Here is a 21,679-nt window from a genome sequence, read left to right on the forward strand (position 1 = left end):
CCCCTACCGCAGGTTCCCCGCCGCGGCGGGGGTGCCGGTTCCGGTGAGCCCGCTCAGCGCCGCCGGCAACGGGCCCTCGTGCAGTACGCCGAGGCGCTGGGTCGCGCGGGTGAGCGCGACATAGAGTTCGGCCGCCCCGCGCGGACCGTCGGCGAGGATCCGCTCCGGCTGCACGACCAGGACGGAGTCGAACTCCAAGCCCTTGGTCTCCGCGGCCGTCACCGTGCCCGGCACGCCCGGCGGGCCGATGACCACGCTGGTACCCTCCCGGCCTGCCTCGTCCCGGACGAATTCTCCTATGGCAGAAGCGAATTCGTCCGCCGAAACCTGTCTCGACCACGGCTGCACCCCGCACGCCCGGACCGACTCCGGCGGCGTGACCTCGGGTGCGAACTCGGCGAGCACCGCCGCGGCGACGGCCATGATCTCGGCCGGGGTGCGGTAGTTCACGGTCAGCGAGCGATAGACCCACCGGCCGGGCACGTACGGCGCCATCATCGTGTCCCACGAGGTCGCGCCGGCCGCCGACCGGCGCTGGGCCAGATCGCCGACGACCGTGAAGGACTTGCCCGGGCAGCGACGCATCAGGACCCGCCAGTCCATCTCGGACAGCTCCTGGGCCTCGTCGACCACCACGTGCCGGTAGGTCCAATCCCGGTCCGCCGCGGCGCGTTCGGCGAGGTCCCTGGTGTCGCGTTCGAGGAACCGATCGGCCAGGTCCTCGGCGTAGAGCAGGTCCTGGGCGAACAGGTGGTCCTCGTCGTCCATCATGTCCTCGCGGCCGACCATCACGTCCAGCACGCCCGCGGCGTATTCGGCCTCGGCCCTGCGTTCGCGCTCGGCGCTGCCGTCGACCGGCTTGTCGCGGCCGAGCAGGTCGATCAGTTCGTCGAGCAGCGGGACATCCGAGACCGTCCACGCCTCGGCGTCGGCGCGCAGCAACGCTTCGTCCGCGCCGGCCGCACGCAGCCGTTCCGGTGACGAATACAGCTGGGCCAGAAGCGTTTCCGGCGTCAGGATCGGCCACAGCTCGTCGAGTGCCGCGGTGAAGGCGTCGTGGTCGGCGAGTTCTTCGACCAGGTCCTCGCGCAGTTCCTCCCAGGCTTCGCGGTCGTCGCGGGTCAGCCAGTCCTTGCCGATCCGGGCGATCGCGCGTTCGGTGAGCACGTAGGTGATGATCTCGCGGAATACCGCGCGCGCCTCGTTGTGCGGGCGTCCGCTGCCGCGCGCCTCCTCCCGCGCCCACTCCGCGGTCGCGGCGTCGATGCGCACCGTGGTGTCGGTCAATTCGATCGTGACCGGTTCCTCGGGCAAGCGCTGACGGTCGGCGACCGCCGCGGCGAGTACGTCGAGCATCCGCAGGGAGCCCTTGAGCCGGGCGGCCTGCGGGGTGTCCTCGGCGGTGGTGCGCAGTCCTGGCACCAGCTCCCCGGCGGTCGTGAACACCACGTTGGTCTCGCCCAGCGACGGCAGCACGTGCGCGATGTGGTTCAGGAACGCCGGGTTCGGCCCGACGACGAGCACACCCTGGCGTTCCATCCGCTCACGCTGCGTGTAGAGCAGGTAGGCGACGCGGTGCAGGGCAACCACGGTCTTGCCGGTGCCTGGCCCGCCCTCGATCACCAGCACGCCCGGATGGTCGAGGCGAATGATCTCGTCCTGCTCGGCCTGGATCGTCGCGACGATATCGCGCATGCCCTCCCCACGCGGTGCGTTCACCGCCGCGAGCAGCGCCGCGTCGCCGCGTTCGCCGCCATCCGGACGGCCGAGCACCTCGTCGGTGAAATCGACGACCTGACGTCCCCGAGTGTGGAACTGGCGGCGCCTGCGCATGTTCTCCGGAGTCGCCGCGGTGGCCACGTAGAACGCGCGCGCCGCCGGCGCCCGCCAATCGAGCAGCAGCGGCTCGAACTCGTTCGCCTCGTCGTAGAGACCGATCCGGCCGATATAGGACCGCTCACCCGAGACGGTGTCCAGCCGGCCGAAGCACAGGCCGTTGTCGGCGACCTCGAGTCGCTGCACCGCTTTGCTCAATGCGCGCACCTGGTCCTCGCGCTCCATGGCGGACACGTCATGGCCGCGCAGCGCCTCGCTGTAGCGGCGCTTCGCCTGCGCGCGTTCGGCGTCGAGGCGGGTGTAGAGCCCGGCCACGTAGCCGCGCTCGGACTGTAGTTCCGCGTCGTACCCCTGAGTCGGCATGTGCCCCAATTCGTGACTCCCACTTCCACCCGTTCTGGCCTCGGCCAGCGAGTATGCGCCTCGACCCCGGCCTTGCCGCAAGCCCGGGGATGCGGTATATATTTGATTACGGAAAGGGATTCACCGCCCTTTCCTTTCTTTTTGCCCGCGATCTACGGGCAACCTCCCCGCAACGGCCGCCGGTATCGCCGCGTCGAAGTGCGCGAACACCGATCTCCCCCGTGTGCTCCGCCCGGCTCGGCATGCCGGACAACATGATTCGGCTCCCTCGTGTCCTGTGAGGTGGATCATGCGGAGGCCACGTTGACTATGCCGCGACGGCGAACGATGTCCTGGGTTCCGCCCCGCCCGTCAACCAGGAGGATCGACATGGCATTGCCCGAATTCATCTCGGTGGAGGACTTTTTCACCCCACCCCGGAATGCGTCGCCGGACATTTCTCCCGACGGCACCAAGATCGCCTACCTCGCCCCGCACAAGGACCGGCTGAACGTGTGGGTCCACGACCTCGGCTCGGGCGCGACCCGCCGCGTGACCGCGGACGAGAACCGCAACGTCTACCACTTCCGCTGGACCGACGATCCCCGCTGGCTGCTCTACACCCAGGACAACGACGGCGACGAGCGCTGGCACCTCTACCGCGTCGACCTCGACCACCCGGACGCCCCGGCGATCGACCTGACACCGTTCCCCGCCGCGACGGTCATCCAGTTCGAGCTGCCCCCGGGACGGCCGGGCAAGGCGCTGCTGCACCTGAACAACCGCACGATCGAACTGTTCGACCTGTGCGAACTCGACATCGCCACCGGCGAACTCACCGTGCTCGCCGAGAATCCCGGGCACGTCGCCGCCTGGATGTGCGGCCCCGGCGGCGACGTGTTCGCCCGGGGACTGACCGCCGCCGGCGATATCGAGTTCTCGCGCTGGGCGGCCGGGACCTTGCATCCGGTCGCGCTGTTCGACGGCGCGGACTACCCGATGGGCGTGTGGCCGGTGCACCCCACCCCGGACGGGACCGGCGCCTGGGTCGGTTCCAACCGCGGCACCGACCGAACCCGGCTGGTCCGGCTCGACCTGAGCACCGGGGTCGAAACCGAGGTCGACAGCCACCCCATTTTCGACCTCGACGCGCGCGGCGCCGTCGCCCCGGTCCTGCCGCCGGCGCTGATCCTCGACCGGCGGACCGGCGAGTTGATCGGCGCCCGCTACCTCGGCGAAGGACAGGTGATCCACGCGCTTGAGCCACGTTTCGCCGACGTACTGGACAACCTCGGGAAACTCTCCGACGGGGACCTGGGCGCGTTGTCCGCCGATGACAGCGGACAACGCTGGGTCGTCACCTTCACCCATGATCGCGATCCCGACGTCGCCTACTTCTACGACCACGCCACCGGGCAGAGCCGTCAGTTGTTCCGGCCCTACCCCCATCTGGATCCCGCGTCGATGGCACCGATGAGCCCGGTATCGATCCCCGCGCGCGATGGACTCACCCTCCCGGCCTATCTCACCGTGCCCGTCGGCATCGATCCGATCGGCTTGCCCATGGTGCTGCTGGTGCACGGCGGCCCGTGGCACCGCGACAGCTGGGGATTCGACCCCGCCGTCCAACTGCTCGCCAACCGCGGATACGCGGTGCTGCAGGTCAACTTCCGCGGATCGACCGGCTACGGCAAGGCCCACACCAAAGCCGCGATCGGCGAATTCGCCGGCGCGATGCACGACGACCTCATCGACGCCGTGCGCTGGGCCGTCGGCCGGGGCTACGCCGATCCCCACCGCGTCGCGATCTTCGGCGGCTCCTACGGCGGCTACGCCGCCCTCGTCGGCGTCACCTTCACCCCCGACGTCTTTGCCGCCGCCATCGACTACGTCGGCATCTCCAACCTGGCCAACTTCCTGCGCACCATCCCGCCGTTCGCCAAACCCCACACCGCCAACAACTGGCACCTGTTCGTCGGCGACCCCGACGACCCGCGCCAAGAGGCCGACATGCTCGCCCGCTCACCGATCACCCGCGTCGACCGGATCCGCACACCGCTGCTGGTCGTGCAGGGCGCCAACGACGTCCGGGTGGTCCGCGCCGAATCCGACAACCTCGTCCGCGCGCTGCGGGAGCGGGGGATCGAGGTCGAATACCTGATCAAGGACGACGAGGGGCACGGATTCGTGAACCCGGAGAACCAGATCGAACTGTTCCACACCATCGAACGCTTCCTGGCCCGGCACCTGGGTGGACGAGAAGACCAGCGGCAGAAAGCGATTGGCTGATCCGGGGAGGGCTCTCGAGCGGGAAGGCACAGTTTTCGAACTAGCGCAATGCCAACCCTACGGAACCCGCAGCGCTGCAACAGGTTTCGTCAGCGCCACCGCTGTGTGCCGAGCGTGCCCGCCCAATCTAGTCGACCGGAGGTGGCTGGATGAACACGACCGAGTCCGGAACGGCACCCACCCGCGGTGGAGTCCGCTGCTCCGACTTCTGCGCATCCGTCTCCGGTTCGGCGCTGATGACCGGGTCGTTCTCGTCGGCAGCTGGATCAGTACTCATCGGAGTCACTTTCGCTGGTAGATCCGTTCCCTGCGACAAGTATCGCAGTGCGATGGGCCGCAGCGGAGTGACTTCGATCGGTGTTCACCCACTGAGCTTGCGTATTCGGATCCATGAGCAATCCGGATGGGACGGCATTGCCGATGCCATACTGTCCCCATGTTCGAACCGCTGGGTCAGTGCATACCCAGCCCCGGGGCCAGCCGCCCCGGGGCTTCGCCGTGCACATGCCCCCGTAGCTCAGCCGGTTAGAGCAGGACGCTTATAACGTCAAGGTCGTGGGTTCAAGCCCCGCCGGGGGTACTCAGGATCGAGCAGATCGACTCGAGGACCACGGTTACCGGAATCCTTCGCCCACAGCTGGTTTGCCCACCGAATAGACTTGCTCGGTGATCGTCGGTCCCGTCGAAGGTGTTCCTGGTGGCCTGACCGCACGAGCGCGCTCGTACGTCAGCACCCACGGCGTCAAGGTTGAGGTCGAACCGGTGGCGAACCATCGCCGATGGTGGCTCGATCGAGGCATTCCCGCGGGGCTGATCGACCGCATGACGGCCTACCAGAAGACCTGGGGTGGCTTGCAATTGCCGCCCGCGCCGCAATACGACGGCGGTCCACGCTGTTTCGATCCCGATTCGCCCGAAACAGATACTGCGGGATGGTGGTTCGAAGCCGGCACGCAACGGACCGCGGTGCCCTTCACGTTCATGATCGGCCCGTCCGGCGAGTTCGGCATCCACGCAGAGCAGGCTGGGTGGGTGCCACTGCATTCGACCGTCGCGGGCTGGGTGGAATCACTCGCCCTGGCCCATCACGCCTCGATGTGGGCGCGCCAGATCACCAAGCTCAGTGGTGATGAGCTCGACGGCATCGACTGGGACGCCTACACACCGGTGCGCGAGGTGATGGGACTCGCGGATACCTGGTGGCGCGGTCCGGACTCGCTGGTGGCGCTGTACACCGGCGAGTCCGCGGGCTTCGATTCCCCCAGGGCACGTGTCGCGCAGATCTATTCGGGCCTCGACAGTTGGGGCCTTCACGGCGGCGTCACTGCCGAGCAGATCGCATGAACCATCACGACGCCTTTCCGCATGACGAGCCGGATGAGCACCCGCGCTTCGCGGCCTACCTCAGTGAACTGGAACAGATCAACGAAGCTGAGGAGATCGCTCTCGCCATGAAGGTTCTCGCCGATCCGGACCAGGCAATGGCCCAATCCGCAGTCCTTCGGCACATCGACCGTCGGGCCGCCAACCTTCACCCCAGACCAGCTTATGAACCATGGGCCGAGTCGATGACCCGAGCCACAAGCCGCTTCCCGATCCTGGCCCGGCGCCTACAGGAATGGACACTCTTCCGAGCCATCACGCTCAGCCGGCCCTGGCACCCAGATGCATTGCTCGAGTCATCCGACTGGCTCCAACATAAAACCGCTGCTGGGTCGAACACTGACGCCCTCGCGATCCTCGCCGAGCGCGGTCGCACCAAACGGATCCGTAACACCGCCCGAGCCAACCCAAAGCATCCGCGCTCGCACTGAGCCACACCAACTCGCCCAGGTCGGCGAACCGGAGAACTTCGTTACCGTACGTAACGTGGTGGGCGGCCTGGCGATACACCGCTCGGGTCCTGGCCGCAGGCCGTGGTCCCGCTGATCGAATACGGGAGGTACGACCCGGCGACATCGACGGGTCGGCTGCGCGCAAACGCGCAGTGATAGAAGGGGTTTGGCTCGTGACGAGTAACGTGAAGTCGAAGGCTGTTCTGGCCGGTGCCGTCGGGGTGGGGCTCATCTTGTCCGGCTGTACCACCGCCGAGGACAAGGACGCGGGCGCGAGGACCACGACGGGATCGGTGACGGTTTCCGTTGCAGCCACCAGCGAGGCGCCGAACTCCGTTGGCGGACAGCAAGAACCGGTCCCGAGCACCGAAAAGCCCGCGCCCGCACCGCAAGCGCCCTGGACCGCACCGACCACGGCGCAGTCGCGGACCTCGACACCGGCGATGTGGAATCCGTGCGGGATCGCCGACGCCGACATCGCGCATCAGGGGCTGCGACCCGAGAGCAAGCAGGCCGTCGACGGATCCGACAGCGAGCCGGGTTGCCGCTGGCGCTCGGCCACCGACGCCTTCGAGGTGACCATCTCCTCCACTCGCCAGAGTTTGCAGGAGGTCAAGCAGTCCGGCCGCTACACCGATTTCGCCGCAGTGCGCGCAGCCGGACACGACGCCACCCAATACCGTGCGGCCCAGGACACGAACAAGATCGGCTGCTATGTGAGCATCACGGTGGCGGGCGGGCAAACGGTGTTCGTGACCAGGAACCTCAAATCCGACGCCCTCGAACCCTGCAGTGTCACCCAGCGTGTGGTCGAAGGGCTGACCAGCTACCTGAACTGACACGCCGACCGGGGTCTCGCGGCTATTTGCACACCATATAGCGCAGATGCAGGACACCGGGATCTTCCAGCGTGCGCACCAGTTCGAGTTCTATGTGCTCGGTCGGGAGCCCGTCGAACAGTCGTCGGCCCTGGCCGAGCAGCACCGGCCGGAGCTGGATTTCGATAATGTCGAGCACGCCGGCCTTCAGCGCCTGCTGACCCGTGTAGGCGCCGTGCATCATCACGTTCCGGCCGCCCGCAGCCTGTTTTGCCTGTTCGACACAGGAGGCGATGCCGTCGGTGACGTAGTGCACCCGCGCGTACGGGTTCTCCGCCGGTGGCTGGTGTGTCGGCACGAAGATCGGGACGCCGTCGTGGTGATCCCCGCCCCAGTAGCCAGCGAAATCTCCGGTCCGCTTTCCTGTGATCACGGCCCCGGTCGCCATGGCCTCGTCGAACACGAGCCGGCTGTTCGGATACGTCGGGCGGAATGCGTGGGGCACCTCCGCGTCGGACGCGCCGCCGCCGCTGAGCCAGTCCATCAGTCGCATCCCGTTGGTACCCGCGGGGTTCTCGGCGTTGTCGTCCGGACCGGTGATGAACCCATCGAGCGACATGGCCATGGTCAGGAATACCTCAGGCATACGACTTCATCCTTCATATCTGGCTGGCGAATACGGGTAAGGACGAGCCGGCCGTCGGAAACTCATCGCGCTCGCGCGGGCCGATCGAACATCAATGCAGAGTTGCATCCGATGCTATTTCGGCACTTTCGCTTCGTGCGGTGACTTGTCCTGGCGCAGACCGCGCCAACTCGGATGCCGTAACCCGTCGGCGCCGGCCTCGCGGAACTCGATATCGGCGACCAGGATCGGCTCGACCCAGCGGGCGACCGTAGCGACGGCTCGTGGGGGCGGGACGTCGAAAGGGCTTTCCGAGCTGGCGATATCGTCGAAACGGGCCTGGAGCGCCTTGCGGTCGCGCGTGGTCCAGCCGGTGCCGACATTGCCGATGTGCACCAGGCGGTCGGCCTCGTCGTACGCGCCCATCACCACGGAACCGAAACTGCCGGAGTAGCGGCCGTTGCCCGGGAGCCAGCCCGCGACCACGATCTCGGTGGTCCGGCGGAGCGGAGTTTTGATCCAGGCGGGGGAGCGGCGCCCCGGTTGATAGGTGGAGTCGAGGCGTTTCGAGACGATGCCTTCCAAGCCGTGGGCGCGGGCGACATCCAGCATGGTGGTGGCGTCTATGTCGGCGTAGTACGGCGGCGTCCGCGCGAGCGGAAGATCGATTTCCAGTTCATCCAGCCGGGCGCGTCGCTCGGTGTAGGGGCGCGTCAGCAGGGACTCCCCGCTGTCTTCGAGCAAATCGAACACCAGGTATTGCACCGGCACTTCCCGCACGAGTTCGGCACTGGGTTTCACCACATGCATCCGGCGCTGCAACCGGCGGAACGAAGGCACCCCCGTACCCGGCTCCGGAGCGACGATCTCCCCGTCGACAAGCACCTCCCGCTCACCGAGCAGGTCGGCAAAGGCAGTGGTCAACTCCGGAAACGAGCCACTCAAATCCCGATTGTTCCGACTGAAGAACCGGCACTCCCCACCGGCCACCCGCCCGATCGCCCGAATCCCGTCCCACTTCATCTCGATCGCCCACAGACCGACATCCCCCGGCGGCCGCCCGGAGACGGCCAGCATCGGCGCCGGCACAGACTGCACAAGATCAGCATATCCACAGCAACCGTATTCATTCGCAGATGATCGGATGTCAACCGCGCGTGGCGCAGCCCCGACAGATCGAACATTCCCGCACGCCCTACCCCCGAAATTGCGGCCGCAAAGCGTATGCGAGCGAATTCAGGTTCCAAAATGACCAGTTAATTTCTCCCGCAAGCACTTTCAACAAATGCGAGTAGGGAATGCTTCACAATAGATTGCCGAAATCTGCCCGAAAGTGTCAGTCCCGCAATGTAATCTGCCTCGCCGTGCCCCCTAAATACATCCATGAGGGTTTGGTGGAGCTGTTCCGCGGTCGGCCTGACCTGGCAGCGAGTTTTCTGCGCGAGGTGTTCGGGCTGCTCATGCCCAACTTCACGCAAACCCGCACTGAGCCATGCGATTTCACCGACATGGGCCCGAAGGAGTTTCGGGGCGATGTCGCCTTCTCGATGACCGATGCGGACGGAAAGAACCTCGCCGGGATCGCGGTCGAGGTGCAGCTGGCCCGGGACGAGACACGCAAGTGGAGCTGGCCCGTGTATCTCGCCACCCTCCGCGCGCGGCTGAAATGCCCGGCGTATCTACTCGTGGTGACACCGGATTCCGGTGTTGCGGAATGGGCGCGGCGGCCGATCGAACTCGGACACCCCGGAATGACCCTGTGCCCGCTGGTCCTCGGTCCAGAACTCATGCCCGCCGTGACCGACAAGGACGAAGCCATGGCGTGGCCCGAACGGGCCGTGCTGTCGGCCATCGCCCACGCAGACGGTCCGCAGGCCGACGAAGTCTTATCGGCCCTGCTCGCAGCCCTGGACAAGACCGACGACGAGCGGTCGAAAATGTACTATGACATCGTGCTCGCGACTATGTCCGAGTCCGCGAAACGCCACCTGGAGGAGCTGATGACGACGGGATACGAGTACCAGAGCGACTTCGCCCGGAAGTATGTGGCGGAAGGTGAGGTGGCGGGAGTGGCACGGATGGTCCTGGACGTCCTCGATATCCGGGGCATTGCGGTCAGCAACGAGATTCGTGAGCGGATCACGGACTGCAATGATGTCGACCAGCTCGCGATCTGGCATCGTCGCGCCATGCTCGCTGACACTGCTGACGATCTGTTCTCCTGACTGCGGTCGAGAGAAGAACGTAGCGGTCGCTGCGGCAGTGCGACCGGTTCAGCGCCATGCTCGATGACCTGCCGACACCGCCGTACACGGTGGTCGACGAGGTCGAGATGAACGGACGTATGCCGGTCAGCGGGTGTGGCGGGGTACGATCCGCCCCACCCGCGACCGGTGAATTGTTGCGGGCCTGGGCTATTCGCGCTCGCGCCGCACTGGCGCCTGCCCCTCCGCCGGCAGTTGGAAGCCGCCGATCTTCTGCTCGAGCAGTTCCGCCAGGCGCAGCGGGGTGCGGTCCTCGAACATCGGGCCGATGAGTTGCACGCCCACCGGTAGACCCTCGGCGGACAGGCCGGTGGGGATGGCGGTGGCGGGCAGGCCGGGCATGGTCGCTACACCGGCCCACACGAGTTGGTCGAAGTACGGGTACTCGACGCCGTCGATATCGATGTGGCGGTTGTCGAGGTCTCCGTCGTGGGTGTGCGGGAAGGCGGGGGTCGGCGTGATGGGGCAGACCACGGCATCGAACTCGGCGAACAGTTGCCGCCAGCCGTGGCGGTGGAGTTCGCGACGGTTGTTCGCATCCACCCAGCCGCGGTGGCTGAGCGCAATGGCGCGCAGTCGCGTCGCGTCGAGGCCCTGGTCGTCCGCGCCCAGCGCGGCGGCCTGGGTGCGGACCTGTTCGTATACCTCGACGGGAAGGGTTGCCGCGGCGTTCGACAGCATCAGCAGGAAGTAGAGCCTGGCGGCCTCGGTCAGATCCGGCAGCAGCGCACTGTCCCGTTCGACGCGCACACCCTCCTCGGCGAGCGCCTCGGCGACCCGGCGCACGCCCGCCCGGACTGCGGACGAGGTCGGGATGAGCCGATGGTCCTCGAGGACGAGAACGCGGAAGTCCGACAGCCGCTCGTGACGCGCGGGCGGCAGCGCCACCTCGTAGGCGACCCCGTGCGTCAACGGGTCCGGCCCGGCCATCACATCCAGCAGCAGCGTCAGGTCGCGGGCGGTGCGGGCCATCGGGCCGACGACGGCCAGGTCGAGGTCCATCGGCAAGGCCGGCGCGGACGGTGCGACCATGCCGCGAGTAGGCGCCAGGCCGAGGCTCGGCTTGTGCGCGTAGATACCGCAGAAGTGCGCGGGCGTGCGCAGCGATCCCGCGAGGTCGGAGCCGATGGACAGCGCGCCGAACCCGCACGCCAGTGCGGCCGAGGAACCGCCGGACGATCCGCCCGACGTGCGCTCGTGATCCCACGGATTGTTGGTGGTGCCGTAGATCTCGTTGTAGCTCTGGATATCTCGCAGTGTCGCCGGCACGTTGGTTTTCCCGAGGATCACCGCGCCTGCCGCCTTCAACCGGGACACCTGTACCGCGTCCTCGGCCGGTACGTAGTCCTTGAACTGCGGCATGCCCCAGGTCGTCGGCAGCCCGGCCATGTCGTAGGACTCCTTGACCGTCACCGGGAGACCCAGCAGCGGCCGATCCGCACCACGCGCCCGCGCCGCATCCGCCGCCCGTGCCGCGGCACGCGCATTCTCGAAGTCCCGCACGCAGATCGCGTTGATCGCCTCATCGTCCCGCTCGATCCGAGCGATCGCCTCCTCGGTCAGTTCCACAGAAGTCACTTCACCTGCACGCAATGCGGCCATCAGCGTTTCGGCCGAAAGAAAGCTCCGTTCCATGGATCCGAAGTTATCCACCTGTCCCAAAAGACATAAAATACCGCCGCATACAACCGGAAAGTCGACCTCGCCGTCCCGTTCGGTGCGATCACGCCCCTATCGAACCATCACGCCAGTTCACGGCACTGAAAGCGGGTCGGACGCCTCCGCGCAAGCCATGAAATGGTGGTGCGCGCAATGGGACGGATGTCTCACTCCGCGCTGCAAATCAGGAGAGGTGAAATCGCGAAAACACACTTATCCCAACGAATCCGTCAGAGCCCGAGTTTGGTGACCGCATTGTCTTCCAACGGATTAGCGGTCCGGATATAACCGTGCACAGTGCGCGGATTGGACCACCGTCCCTGGCGCATGATCTCGCGGTCGCTGGCCCCGCCGAGGGCGGCTTGCGTCGCGAACCCCGCACGCAGCGAGTGCCCGGAGAACAGATCCGGGTCGAGGCCGGCACGCGCGGCATAGCGCTTGACCAGTTCGGCGACCGCGCGACCCGACATCGGCGTGCCACCAACCGTACCGTGACGATTTATGGTGGGGCACAGGGGAAGGTCCGGCTGCTCGGCCAGAGCCGTTCCGGTGAATCCGTGACACCGGTGGATGGCCGGGTCGGTGACCTCCTCGGTCAACCATGCACGCACACCCGATGCGCCTGCGGCAGTGTGTATTTCGAGCAGTCGAACCCAATCGGCGAACGCGCAGACCGGACAGGTGCGGGGGCGTTGACCGCGCGGCAACGCGACCCGCTGCTCGGCGACACCGGTCGGGTCGGTCTTCGTCGACGGCAACCGCACCAGCAGCACCGGCTCACCCGTCGCGTGATCGAGTTGGACATCCACATCGGCGATCCGCAGCCCGGCGAGCTCACTGCGCCGCAGCGCACCCGCGAACCCGATCAGCAACACGAGCGCATCGCGGCGCCGAGCGGGTTCGGTCGGCCAGCCGGGTTCGGGTAGCCCCGCCAGCAACTGGTCGAGCGTGTGCAACAGCACCGGCCGCTTACGTTTCGGCTGCGTACGCCGAGTGCGCCGGATACCGCGCAGAGTCAGCCGGACAACGTCGGAACGCGTAGGCGAGGGCAACCCGTTCGCCGCGTGCACCGCAGCGATCGCCGCCGACTTCCGCTCGAGCGTGGCCGCACTGAACGCCCACTCTCCGGTATCTCGCCGCGCGTCGGCGGCAGCTGCCAGATACACGGCGACGTCGAGCGGATCGGCCGGCATCGCCTGCCGACTCTCCGCCACACACCACGCCGACCACGCAATCCAATCGGTCCGGTACGCCCGCAACGTATTCGCCGACTGCGACGCCTCGAGATACCGGCGCAACGACCCCGCCTGATCATCATCGAATCGCTCCCGCACCAACCGCAGCGCCGCCGCGTCCACCAACACGCTCCGCACCCCACGCCGCAACTCGGTCCGCACTGATTCCGGCACCGCGACCACGGCGGCGACGCGCTCCTCCATCGATCAACTCCCTGTCCCTAGACCACCCCCATTCTCCATCTGCCCCAGTCCAATTCACCGCATCGAGAGTTCCCGCGCGCGTCGGATCAATGCCGCGCGGCGAGCGGCAACTGCCCGGCCCGGCGCGCGACGGCCGGAGCATTCCGCGCAGCAGTCGGTGCTGAAGCTGATGCCGCTGGCCCGCGCTGAACCGTTACCTAGCTCCGCGTGATCGGCTCACCCATCAGGCGACGGGCAGCTCCATGGGGCCGTGAGTGCCACAGCGGGGAAAGCGCCGACCGTGCCGGCGGTGCCGTTTACGACTCCGCGCGCCGCAGTCCGAGCTCTGCGGTCCGCGCTCAGAGTGCGGGAGTTCGGTTGGGGCGGAAGCGCATTGGGGGTTCGGCGTATTCCTCGAGGGTGTGGGCCGTCCAGCCGATGGTGCGGGCGAGGGCGAAGATGGCCTCGCCGGCGTCGGGGCGCATCCGGTAGGCGTGCATGAGAACGGCCAGGGCCAGGTCGATGTTGGGAACGGCGGTGTGTGGGGCGCCCAGGTGGGTGGTGATGGTGTCGATGGCGGTGAGGGCGGGTTGGGCGGCGGGGATGGGGCGGAGTTCGGCGAGCAGGAGTTCGGCGCGGGGGTCGGTGGTTCGGTAGACGAGGTGGCCGAAGCCGGGCAGGCTACCGCCGAGGCGCAGGCGGTCGGCGGCGGCCGCGAGCGGGTCGGTGATGGCTTCGGCGAGGAAGCGGTAGGCGACTGTGCTTGCGGCGCCGTGGTATTGGCTGTCGAGGGCGCCGAGCCCGGCGGAGATGATGCCGTAGGGATGGACGCGGGCGCTGGCCGCGACCCGGGCGGCGACGGTGGAGATGGCCAGGCCGTGGTCGGCCAGCAGGGTCAGGGCCGAGTCGAGGAGGCCGGCGGGCATCGGGTGGTCGGTCAGGGCGGGGCCCAGCCGGTCGGCGAGGGTTCCGGAATCGCGGGACGGGTTGCCGAGGGAGTCGACCTCGACGGCGAGCAGGATTCGCGCGGTGCGCAGGACACCCTGCGCGGACAGGTCGAAGCGGAGCGGATCGCCGGCGCCGGCCACGGTGACCGCGACGCGCATGCGATCGGTGAGCCGCGCACCCTCGGGCAGGGCGGCCACCGCGGCGCGGCAGGTGCTCAGGATCTCGGCGGGAGCGGTGAATTGTTCTGGTGGCGAGGCCAGTTCGCCGGTCCAGAGCAGGTTGGCCACTGCTTCGACGGGGTGCGCAGGAACCAGGTCCGCGACATTCCGGCCGCGGTAGTACAGCCGGTCGTCCTCGATGCGGGAGATCGCGCTGGCGATGTCTTCCATCGTGGCCCGGCGATCACCGCCGTGTCGGCGGCCGTGCGCGAGCCGCGCGACCTCATCCTCCCGGAACAGGCTGCCGCGGCGGCCCGATGCCGGGAGCTTGGTCAGCAGCCCGCGGCTGACATAGGCGTAGACGGTCTCCGGCTTGATCCCCAGTCGGCTCGCCACCTCCGCGGTGGTCAGGTGGCGTGCGTCACCTTTCGCGTCCATGACCTGCCTCTCCGCCCTTACATTGACTTGATCAATATTGACTCTAGTTGATCGCGATCGCACAGTTCAGTCGAGGAGGTTCAACGATGACTATCAACGGTGTCGAACTCGACGAGCTGATCGACGTAGCCGCAGGCCTGCGCAATGTGGTGGCGGCCGAGACCCGGCTCAGCGACGTGCGCGGGCAGGAAGGCTTCTACCACTACCGCCAGTACTCGGCGATCGAGCTGGCGACGGCATGCACGTTCGAAGAGGTCTGGTTTCTGCTGTTCGAGGGACATCTGCCCGATCGAGCCGAGCTGAGCGCGTTCACCGCCGAGGTGGCGCGTGCCCGAACGCTGCCGGCCGAACTGCTTCCGGTCCTGCCCGCGCTGGCCAGCGGAGATCCGTTCCGCCCGATGGTCGGCTTACGGACCGCGCTGTCGATGCTGGCCGGGGTGCGCGATCTGCGGCCGGTGTGGGACGCGGATTCCGCGGCGCGCAAAGCCGACGCGCTGCTGATCTGCGCGGTGACGCCGACGATTCTGGCCGCACTGCATCGGCTCGATCGCGGCCTGGCGCCGGTCGCGCCCCGGGCGGATCTGTCGACGGCCGCGAACTGGCTGTACATGCTGTCCGGAGAAACGCCGCGCGCGCAGGCCGTCCGGGCGATCGAGCAGTACTTGATCGCGACGATCGATCACGGATTCAACGCGTCCACGTTCACCGCGCGGGTGGTGGCCTCGACCGGTGCCGACGTCGCCTCGGCGGTGATCGGCGCGATCGGCGCGTTCACGGGCCCGCTGCACGGCGGCGCACCGGACCGGGCGCTGGACGGGTTGGACGAGATCGGCAGCCCCGACCGCATCGACGGCTGGGTCCGCGACAAGATCACCAGCGGCGACCGGATCATGGGCTTCGGCCACGCCGTCTACCGCACCGCGGATCCACGCTCGGTTCTGTTGCGCGCCATCGGAATCGAACTCGGCGGTGAGCTGGTGCAGTTCGCGACGACCGTGGAACGACGAGTCACCGAGCTGCTCGCCGAGCTCAAACCCGGCCGAGATCTGTACGCCAACGTCGAGTTCTACGCCGGAGTCGTGATGGAGCTCTGCGGAATCCCGCGATCCATGTTCACCCCGACCTTCGCCACCAGCCGAGTCGTCGGATGGACGGCCAACGTGCTCGAGCAAGCCGACACCGCGAAGGTGATCCGGCCTGCCGCACGGTACATCGGTCCACGCGCCCCACAACCGGTGCCGCAGCGCGCCTAGCGCAGATCGAGAACGTCGAACCGGTAGTCGGACCAGATCCGGCGTGAACGTTCCTCAAGGTAGGGCCGGGTGATCGGCTCGTCGATGTAGACGCGGGTCGACCGGCTGCCCGGATCGTAAGGCGACCAACCTGGATGACCCGTGGTCGCGAAATCCAGCCAGTCAGAACGCATATGGTCGCCGACACGAAGGGCCTCCTCGGCGTCGGCGGATTGGTCACGGACATCGTCGAGGCTCAGCGTGCCGAACACGAGCAGCACGTCGAGGCTGTGCGAAGCGCCGTGGTCCGGGTGGTAGCTCCAGCACAGCTCGTAGTTCCACGCGCGGCCGCCGCCGGCCTGGTGGGCATCGGCGAGGTGCAGGCTCGGCATCCGGAACAGCCAGTCGCAATTGACGAGTTCGTGCAGCTCGCCCGGAGTGGCCTCGGGATAGAGGGCGCGGTAACCGGCGCTGCCGTTGGGCGTGGGTGCGAAACGATCGAGCGTTTCCGCCAGCTGCGCGTCGGTCACCTCGGTACCGAACAGTGGATTGAACAGCCGGTATTCGTCACGGGTGTGCCCGACGAGCAGATCGATATCCCGCGCGGCCCCGGCGGCGAGTGAGCGCCACGGTGAATCGGCGAGAACATCACCATCGACCACGGGTGAGAACGGAGTCGGGGTGAGCGCCATCGGCCCCCACGATTCGACCCGGTCCGGCATCTTCCGGAGCACCGCCTCCGTTGCCTCGATCAGTGCACGTGGGTGGATGCCGGCCAACTCGCCGATCGTCGCGTGCACCCCGAGTTCTTCGGCGATCGTCGCCGAGATCGCGGCCGCGAGCCCTTCGGAAAAGTAGGTGCCGGGGACACTCTGCGCGATCGCACGACGAAACAGGCCCTTCGCCAACGGCATGGTGAGCAGCGCCGCGATGCAACCCGCGCCCGCGGATTGACCGAACACGGTGACGTTGCCCGGATCGCCGCCGAACGCGGCAACGTTTTCCCGCACCCACCGCAACGCGACGACCTGGTCGAGGATCCCGCGATTGTTCGGCGCCCCCGCGACGTAGGCGAACCCCTCGACGCCGACGCGATAGTTCATGCTGACCACGACCGTGCCGGTACCGGCGAGCAGCGCACCGTCCTGGTGCGGGTTGCCCGAGGTCCCCTCCAGATACCTGCCCCCGTGGATCCACACCAGCACCGGCAGGCCGACGGCACCCGGATCGGGCGACCAGACGTTGAGGGTCAAGCAGTTTCCGGCGTCACCGGTCCACGGGCTGCCGGGCTGGGAAACCGACGGACCGAACTCCAGCACAGCACGCACCCCCGTCCACGACCGCGCCGCGACGGGAGCGGCGAACCGTCGCGCGCCGACCGGCGACTCGGCGTAGGGGATACCACGGAAAACCGCGACCCCACCCTCCCACCGCCCACGCACGACTCCGGCGGCGGTGCGGATCTCAGCGTCGGTGTTCATTCGGAAGCCTGCTTTCCGTCGGTGGCGGGAGGGTCTGATCATGCGCGGACGATGGACGCCTTGCCACTCGACCGCGCGTGCCGGCATTCCGTAGCGCACAGTGGAATCAGGTTCTGGCCCTTCAGGAATCGAGGAAGTCGGTGAGCAGGGGGGTCAGGGTCGCGGGGCGGTCGAGGGGGATGATGTGGCCGCAGTCCTCTATCTGGTGGCCGGTCAGGGTGTCGGTGATGGGGCGGAGTTGGTGTTCGAGTGCGGTGCCGACCGGGTGTGCGCCGATGGTCATGGTCGGCACCGTGAGTCGGGCGGTCTCGGCGGCTTGCCGGATCTGCTCGGCGCTGGTGGGCATCGCTCGGTAGTGGGAGAAGGCGCAGCGTAGGGAATCCGGGCCGGTGTAGGCGGCGATGAAGGCGTCGCGGATTTGCGCGGGTATGCCGCGGCCCTGGGTGCCGGTGGACAGGAACCAGTCGAAGTAGTCGGATTCGTTTCCGGCGAGGACCTTTTCGGCGAGACCGGGTACGGCGTGAAAACCGAACCACCAGGGTGGGCCTGCGGCGAGGAAGGTTTCGGCACCAGGCAGGGTGCCCATGAGCGATTCCATGAGTACCAGCCGGTCGACGCGCTCGGGCCGCCGCATCGCCAGCAGGAAGGCCGGGGGAGCACCGGCATCGATCGCGACGACAGAGGCACTAGTTTCTCCCAGGGCGTCGAGCAATCCCTCCGCGTCGGCCGCAAGCGTCGCCGCGTCGTAGCCGTCCGGTGCTCGCGTGCTGGCGCCGAGGCCGCGCAGGTCGGGCGCGATCACCCGATGTCGTTGCGCGAGTGGGCCCATCACCGCGCGCCACAGCTGCCAGGTGTGCGGGAAGCCGTGCAGCAGCAGGACCGCAGGCCCGCTGCCTGCGATCGCCACGTTCGCCTCGATGCCGTTGGTGGCCACCGTCCGCACGGTCAGATCGGGCAGTTCGTGATGCATCAAATCCTCCGGACCGGCGGTTACCAATGGTTACTAGCTGACCGTAGGTAACGTCCGGTAGTCTGCCAAGACGGCACTTTCGAGACAGGTGGTGAGCTCCAGGTGACTACCCGACCCAGCACCGGCCGGCGCGGGGATCTGTTCGCTCCGGCCTGCCCGACCCGCCGGCTACTGGATCGGCTCGGCACCAAGTGGGTGTCCATGGTGGTGAAACTGCTCGCCGAAGCCGCGCCCGGCGAGGTCCGGTTCGCCGAACTCCAGCGCCGGATGCCGGGCGTCTCGCAGAAGATGCTGTCGGTGACCCTGCAAAACCTGACCCGCGACGGGCTGGTCGCTCGCCGCGTCGAACCCACCGTGCCGCCGCGCGTGCACTATCGCCTCACCGATCTCGGTCTCTCCCTGGAAAATCCGCTCGCCGCACTGCGCGCATGGGCGGAGGAGCACATGGCCGTGATCGATGCCGCGAACGTCGCGGACCGCAGTTCAACTGTCACGAACTGATCCCCGCGGCGCGGTCTCGATTCTCGCGAATCTCGTTGTGGTGCTCGGCGGCCCAGCCGATCAGCGAGTTGACGATCCGGTGCAGTCCACGGCCGAGCGGGGTGAGGGAGTACTCGACGCGCGGGGGTACCTCGGCGTAGGCGGCGCGGTCCAGCAACCCGTCCTGTTGGAGCTGGCGCAGGGTCAGGGTGAGCATGCGCTGGGAGATGCCGGGGATCTCGCGTTGCATGTCGGTATAGCGCAACGGTCCCGATTCCAGCACCGCGATCACCAGCAGGCTCCACTTGTCCCCGATGCGGTCGAGCACTTGGCGGATGAATTGCATCTGGTCGGCGGGGATACCGGCGCACGGGCCGCGGCCGGCCATGGTGCCCGATTGTGCTGTGGCCTCCATGGCGCACATTCCTCTCCGTCACACACACCGATGTGCCTTTTGTACCGCTTCCGATTCTGCTCCATCATGTGGTTACGCACAAATCATATGAATTGAAGGGTGCCTGTCGATTTCGCGCCAACTCAGCCGATCGCGACAGCCCTTCGGGAAAGGCTCGTCAACCATGTCGTACCTTCTGCACATCGACGCCTCCGCACTCGGCGAGGCCTCCGTCTCCCGCCAGGTGGCCGGCTCCTTCCGCGCCGCGTGGCAGGGCCCGGTCGTCCATCGTGATCTCGCGGCCTCGCCCGTGCCGCACCTCAGCGCGGCGGGCATCACCGCCCGGATGACCGACCCCGCCCGGCACACCGCCGAACAAGCCGAGGCCGCCCGGATCCAGGACGAACTCATCACCGAATTCCTCCGCGCCGGCGCCTACCTGTTCACCGTCCCGATGTACAACCTGACGATGCCCTCGGTGTTCAAGGCATGGCTGGACCAGATCATGATCGAGGGCCGCACCCTCGGCCTCACCCAGGCCGCACCCACCGCCGGTCGCCCCGCGGTGGTGGTCTCCGCCCGCGGTGGCGGCTACGGACCCGGCGCGCCCAACGAGGGCCGCGACCACCTGATCCCCACCTTGGAAACCGTTCTGGGCTGGTCCCACACCCTCGGGCTCGACGTGACCACGGTGATTCCCGAACTGACCATGGCCCCTGTCGTCCCGGCGATGGCCGACCTCATCCCGCTGTACGAGAGGTCCCTCGCCTCCGCACACGAACAGGCCCGGCAACTGGCTGCCGCCCTCGACCGGCGAGCCGCCTGACCCGCGGATCGAACAGTCAGGAATCTGCTGCCGGGTGAGGAAGCCGCCGAACCAGCCGGATGCCTTGCGCAGCAACGTGATACCGGTTCGCGCGGGGTCGGAAGCATGTGCGGCATGCCTGTGCCAGACTCGGCGCATACTGTCGCAACGAGCCAGTGGAGCTTTACCGTGGGTCGAGTACTACGCCATTCCGAGAAACTGATCAAACCGGTGCCCGCACCGTCGGGTGAATGGTCGCTGCGCTACGACGCCGACGACCGCGCGGTGATCGCTGACCGCGACGGCACCGTCACCTGGTCGGCGGGTGCCGTCGGCACGCTCCGCCTCGGCGCGGACGGGATTTTCGCGGTCTACCAGGGCAACGAGGTCTCGTGGCTGGTCGACCTGCCCGAACTCAGCTGGTCGACCCTCCATGTCACCGACGATGGGGACGGAATCATCTCCGAGGCCGGGATGCCCGTCTACAGCCTGCTGCACGGCCCGATCGTGCCGGAGTCACTGGGCGACCGGGCGCCGGTGGACTGGATTCGCGGGAACCGCGTTCTGATGTCGGACGACGGTATGTACACCGTGAATCGCAGCGCCGACGATGAGTCCCTGGTGTACACGAGCAAGCGGACCAGGGGATATTGGCCCATCGAACCGGTTGAGGCTCGGTCGCTCGACCAGCCCGGCACCTGGTTGACCTGGCGGTTCCCGCGGCGCGGCCCGGAAGGCTCGGAGCTGGTCCTGGTCGACCACCGTGGTGAGGTGCGCTGGGAATTCGGCCTCGGCCACGTCGAGCGGCCTGCCGCTGCGGTATCGGCCACCGTCGAGGAGGCCGAGGAGAGCGGCAATCCGCATCCGTGGATGGACGCGGGCCTGGGGGACATGGATGGCGGCTACTGCCTGACCGTGATCCACGACATCGGTCCGGATGAGGCTCTGCGTCGCGTCGGCGCCGACGACAGCCAGATCGCCTCCGCTACCTGGGCCGAGCTCCAGCAGCGGGTCAGTGACGAGAACGCCTATGACAGCCGGATCGTCGCTGCGTTCGTCCTCGGCCCGCATGCCCTGCTGGTCGAGGACGGAGGCAACCAGGGAGCGACAAGCCCGGAACTGTCCCGCGGCACCTTCGCGGTCTCCTGCCACTTCAGCATCAACGCCGACCAGACGTTCCTGGTCAGCCGGGATGGCGAGACGTTGGCGACGTTCAACGACGGTGCGCCGAGCCAGGTGTGGGGGGCCGAACCGGACGTGATCGAGGAGGCGTTGGCCGCGATGGGCATCGATGCCCCGGACGCGTTCGACGACAGCCTCGACGACATCGAGTTGCTGTGCCAGGTCGCCGGCGTCCGTCCGACGATCGAGGACCTCACGGGACCCGCCCGCGTCCTGCTGCTCGACAGGTGAACGGCCACGGCGTACCTGCGCTTTGCCGCGGTGTGAGCCGCGTTCGGTTCTCGCCAATCGGCTGCCGCATTCCGTCGGATCTGACACTTTCGCCAAACTGGTACGGACGTACATGGGTGCACAGTTTTCGAGGGATTGCGTAGCGGTTTCGTTTCGTTTGATGCAACCAAACGTAAACGTAATAGATGCAACGGTTTCGGGGGAGTCTGCGGAAGTCTGTTCGAGTCTGACCGCCGATAATGTTCACTTATCGGCGGTCAGACTTGGGCGTCAG

At 67.4% G+C, this 21,679-nt stretch carries 19 protein-coding genes and 1 tRNA gene; 10 read left to right on the forward strand and 10 right to left on the reverse strand.

The genetic code is table 11. The annotated features are described in order from the left end of the window. Positions 1-3 precede the first annotated feature (3 nt). On the reverse strand, positions 4-2,199 hold the full coding sequence (helR, locus tag ACFQ9K_RS30345) for an RNA polymerase recycling motor ATPase HelR (protein ID WP_378722696.1): 2,196 nt from the start codon (positions 2,197-2,199) through the stop codon (positions 4-6). 369 nt (positions 2,200-2,568) lie between these two features. Between helR and ACFQ9K_RS30350 the strand changes: the two genes are divergently transcribed. After that, complete coding sequence (locus ACFQ9K_RS30350) at positions 2,569-4,467, forward strand: S9 family peptidase (protein WP_378722697.1); 1,899 nt, start codon at positions 2,569-2,571, stop codon at positions 4,465-4,467. Positions 4,468-4,594: 127 nt separating this feature from the next. On the opposite strand, the gene ACFQ9K_RS30355 is transcribed toward ACFQ9K_RS30350, so the two are convergent. Then, the gene (locus ACFQ9K_RS30355; RefSeq protein WP_378722699.1) at positions 4,595-4,744 is read right to left on the reverse strand and encodes a hypothetical protein; all 150 of its coding nucleotides are present in this window, start codon (positions 4,742-4,744) and stop codon (positions 4,595-4,597) included. A gap of 229 nt (positions 4,745-4,973) precedes the next feature. On the opposite strand from ACFQ9K_RS30355, the gene ACFQ9K_RS30360 reads away from it, so the two are divergent. The 4 genes from ACFQ9K_RS30360 (at position 4,974) to ACFQ9K_RS30375 (ending at position 7,141) form a co-directional block, all read left to right on the forward strand. Next, a tRNA-Ile gene (locus ACFQ9K_RS30360) sits at positions 4,974-5,047 on the forward strand. An 86-nt stretch (positions 5,048-5,133) separates the two neighbouring features. Beyond that, positions 5,134-5,811, forward strand: coding sequence for a hypothetical protein (locus tag ACFQ9K_RS30365; protein ID WP_378722700.1), 678 nt, complete (start codon positions 5,134-5,136; stop codon positions 5,809-5,811). Beyond that, positions 5,808-6,281 carry a hypothetical protein gene (locus tag ACFQ9K_RS30370; protein ID WP_378722701.1) on the forward strand — a complete coding sequence of 158 codons (474 nt, stop codon included), beginning with the start codon at positions 5,808-5,810 and terminating at the stop codon, positions 6,279-6,281. Before ACFQ9K_RS30365 ends, ACFQ9K_RS30370 begins: the two co-directional genes overlap by 4 nt. 194 nt (positions 6,282-6,475) lie before the next feature. Further along, positions 6,476-7,141 carry a DUF3558 family protein gene (locus ACFQ9K_RS30375; protein WP_378722703.1) on the forward strand — a complete coding sequence of 222 codons (666 nt, stop codon included), beginning with the start codon at positions 6,476-6,478 and terminating at the stop codon, positions 7,139-7,141. 22 nt (positions 7,142-7,163) lie between these two features. Here ACFQ9K_RS30375 and ACFQ9K_RS30380 read toward each other — a convergent pair whose 3' ends face one another. Beyond that, on the reverse strand, positions 7,164-7,766 hold the full coding sequence (locus ACFQ9K_RS30380) for a dihydrofolate reductase family protein (protein ID WP_378722704.1): 603 nt from the start codon (positions 7,764-7,766) through the stop codon (positions 7,164-7,166). A 114-nt stretch (positions 7,767-7,880) separates the two neighbouring features. Then, entirely contained in the window at positions 7,881-8,822 is a 942-nt protein-coding gene (gene ligD, locus ACFQ9K_RS30385) for a non-homologous end-joining DNA ligase (protein ID WP_378722716.1), read from the reverse strand. Positions 8,823-9,139: 317 nt separating this feature from the next. On the opposite strand from ligD, the gene ACFQ9K_RS30390 reads away from it, so the two are divergent. Further along, on the forward strand, positions 9,140-9,970 hold the full coding sequence (locus ACFQ9K_RS30390; RefSeq protein WP_378722705.1) for a hypothetical protein: 831 nt from the start codon (positions 9,140-9,142) through the stop codon (positions 9,968-9,970). Positions 9,971-10,159: 189 nt separating this feature from the next. Here the strand turns inward: ACFQ9K_RS30390 and ACFQ9K_RS30395 are convergent, their stop codons facing one another. From ACFQ9K_RS30395 to ACFQ9K_RS30405, 3 genes are all read right to left on the reverse strand, one after another. Next, on the reverse strand, positions 10,160-11,644 hold the full coding sequence (locus ACFQ9K_RS30395) for an amidase (RefSeq protein ID WP_378722706.1): 1,485 nt from the start codon (positions 11,642-11,644) through the stop codon (positions 10,160-10,162). A 254-nt stretch (positions 11,645-11,898) separates the two neighbouring features. Next, a complete protein-coding gene (locus ACFQ9K_RS30400; RefSeq protein ID WP_378722707.1) occupies positions 11,899-13,107 on the reverse strand; it encodes a site-specific integrase in 1,209 nt (402 codons plus the stop codon). 338 nt (positions 13,108-13,445) lie between these two features. Next, on the reverse strand, positions 13,446-14,630 hold the full coding sequence (locus tag ACFQ9K_RS30405) for a citrate synthase (RefSeq protein WP_378722708.1): 1,185 nt from the start codon (positions 14,628-14,630) through the stop codon (positions 13,446-13,448). 86 nt (positions 14,631-14,716) lie between these two features. On the opposite strand from ACFQ9K_RS30405, the gene ACFQ9K_RS30410 reads away from it, so the two are divergent. Next, the gene (locus ACFQ9K_RS30410; RefSeq protein ID WP_378722709.1) at positions 14,717-15,883 is read left to right on the forward strand and encodes a citrate/2-methylcitrate synthase; all 1,167 of its coding nucleotides are present in this window, start codon (positions 14,717-14,719) and stop codon (positions 15,881-15,883) included. Here the strand turns inward: ACFQ9K_RS30410 and ACFQ9K_RS30415 are convergent. Beyond that, a complete protein-coding gene (locus tag ACFQ9K_RS30415) occupies positions 15,880-17,343 on the reverse strand; it encodes a carboxylesterase/lipase family protein (protein WP_378722710.1) in 1,464 nt (487 codons plus the stop codon). The genes ACFQ9K_RS30410 and ACFQ9K_RS30415 overlap by 4 nt on opposite strands. Positions 17,344-17,464: 121 nt before the next feature. Further along, the gene (locus ACFQ9K_RS30420; protein WP_378722711.1) at positions 17,465-18,313 is read right to left on the reverse strand and encodes an alpha/beta fold hydrolase; all 849 of its coding nucleotides are present in this window, start codon (positions 18,311-18,313) and stop codon (positions 17,465-17,467) included. Between the two features lie 102 nt (positions 18,314-18,415). Between ACFQ9K_RS30420 and ACFQ9K_RS30425 the strand changes: the two genes are divergently transcribed. Further along, positions 18,416-18,814 carry a winged helix-turn-helix transcriptional regulator gene (locus ACFQ9K_RS30425; RefSeq protein WP_378722712.1) on the forward strand — a complete coding sequence of 133 codons (399 nt, stop codon included), beginning with the start codon at positions 18,416-18,418 and terminating at the stop codon, positions 18,812-18,814. Here ACFQ9K_RS30425 and ACFQ9K_RS30430 read toward each other — a convergent pair. Next, positions 18,804-19,181 (reverse strand): winged helix-turn-helix transcriptional regulator, encoded by a 378-nt coding sequence (locus tag ACFQ9K_RS30430; protein ID WP_378722717.1) that lies wholly within the window; start codon positions 19,179-19,181, stop codon positions 18,804-18,806. The two genes, ACFQ9K_RS30425 and ACFQ9K_RS30430, sit on opposite strands and share 11 nt — an antisense overlap. 190 nt (positions 19,182-19,371) lie before the next feature. Between ACFQ9K_RS30430 and ACFQ9K_RS30435 the strand changes: the two genes are divergently transcribed. Together ACFQ9K_RS30435 and ACFQ9K_RS30440 are read left to right on the forward strand one after the other, a co-directional pair. After that, entirely contained in the window at positions 19,372-20,013 is a 642-nt protein-coding gene (locus tag ACFQ9K_RS30435; protein ID WP_378722713.1) for an FMN-dependent NADH-azoreductase, read from the forward strand. 168 nt (positions 20,014-20,181) lie between these two features. After that, on the forward strand, positions 20,182-21,405 hold the full coding sequence (locus tag ACFQ9K_RS30440; RefSeq protein WP_378722714.1) for a DUF6461 domain-containing protein: 1,224 nt from the start codon (positions 20,182-20,184) through the stop codon (positions 21,403-21,405). Positions 21,406-21,679: the final 274 nt, after the last annotated feature.

The organism is Nocardia sp. NPDC056564, assembly GCF_042793755.1.
Lineage (GTDB): Bacteria > Actinomycetota > Actinomycetes > Mycobacteriales > Mycobacteriaceae > Nocardia.

Coding starts and splice junctions, on each gene's coding strand:
- helR (WP_378722696.1), bottom strand. CDS start 2,199: ATGCCGACTCAGGGGTACGACGCGGAACTACAGTCCGAGCGCGGCTAC.
- ACFQ9K_RS30350 (WP_378722697.1), top strand. CDS start 2,569: ATGGCATTGCCCGAATTCATCTCGGTGGAGGACTTTTTCACCCCACCC.
- ACFQ9K_RS30355 (WP_378722699.1), bottom strand. CDS start 4,744: ATGAGTACTGATCCAGCTGCCGACGAGAACGACCCGGTCATCAGCGCC.
- ACFQ9K_RS30370 (WP_378722701.1), top strand. CDS start 5,808: ATGAACCATCACGACGCCTTTCCGCATGACGAGCCGGATGAGCACCCG.
- ACFQ9K_RS30380 (WP_378722704.1), bottom strand. CDS start 7,766: ATGCCTGAGGTATTCCTGACCATGGCCATGTCGCTCGATGGGTTCATC.
- ligD (WP_378722716.1), bottom strand. CDS start 8,822: ATGCTGGCCGTCTCCGGGCGGCCGCCGGGGGATGTCGGTCTGTGGGCG.
- ACFQ9K_RS30395 (WP_378722706.1), bottom strand. CDS start 11,644: ATGGAACGGAGCTTTCTTTCGGCCGAAACGCTGATGGCCGCATTGCGT.
- ACFQ9K_RS30400 (WP_378722707.1), bottom strand. CDS start 13,107: ATGGAGGAGCGCGTCGCCGCCGTGGTCGCGGTGCCGGAATCAGTGCGG.
- ACFQ9K_RS30405 (WP_378722708.1), bottom strand. CDS start 14,630: ATGGACGCGAAAGGTGACGCACGCCACCTGACCACCGCGGAGGTGGCG.
- ACFQ9K_RS30410 (WP_378722709.1), top strand. CDS start 14,717: ATGACTATCAACGGTGTCGAACTCGACGAGCTGATCGACGTAGCCGCA.
- ACFQ9K_RS30415 (WP_378722710.1), bottom strand. CDS start 17,343: ATGAACACCGACGCTGAGATCCGCACCGCCGCCGGAGTCGTGCGTGGG.
- ACFQ9K_RS30420 (WP_378722711.1), bottom strand. CDS start 18,313: ATGCATCACGAACTGCCCGATCTGACCGTGCGGACGGTGGCCACCAAC.
- ACFQ9K_RS30430 (WP_378722717.1), bottom strand. CDS start 19,181: ATGGCCGGCCGCGGCCCGTGCGCCGGTATCCCCGCCGACCAGATGCAA.
- ACFQ9K_RS30435 (WP_378722713.1), top strand. CDS start 19,372: ATGTCGTACCTTCTGCACATCGACGCCTCCGCACTCGGCGAGGCCTCC.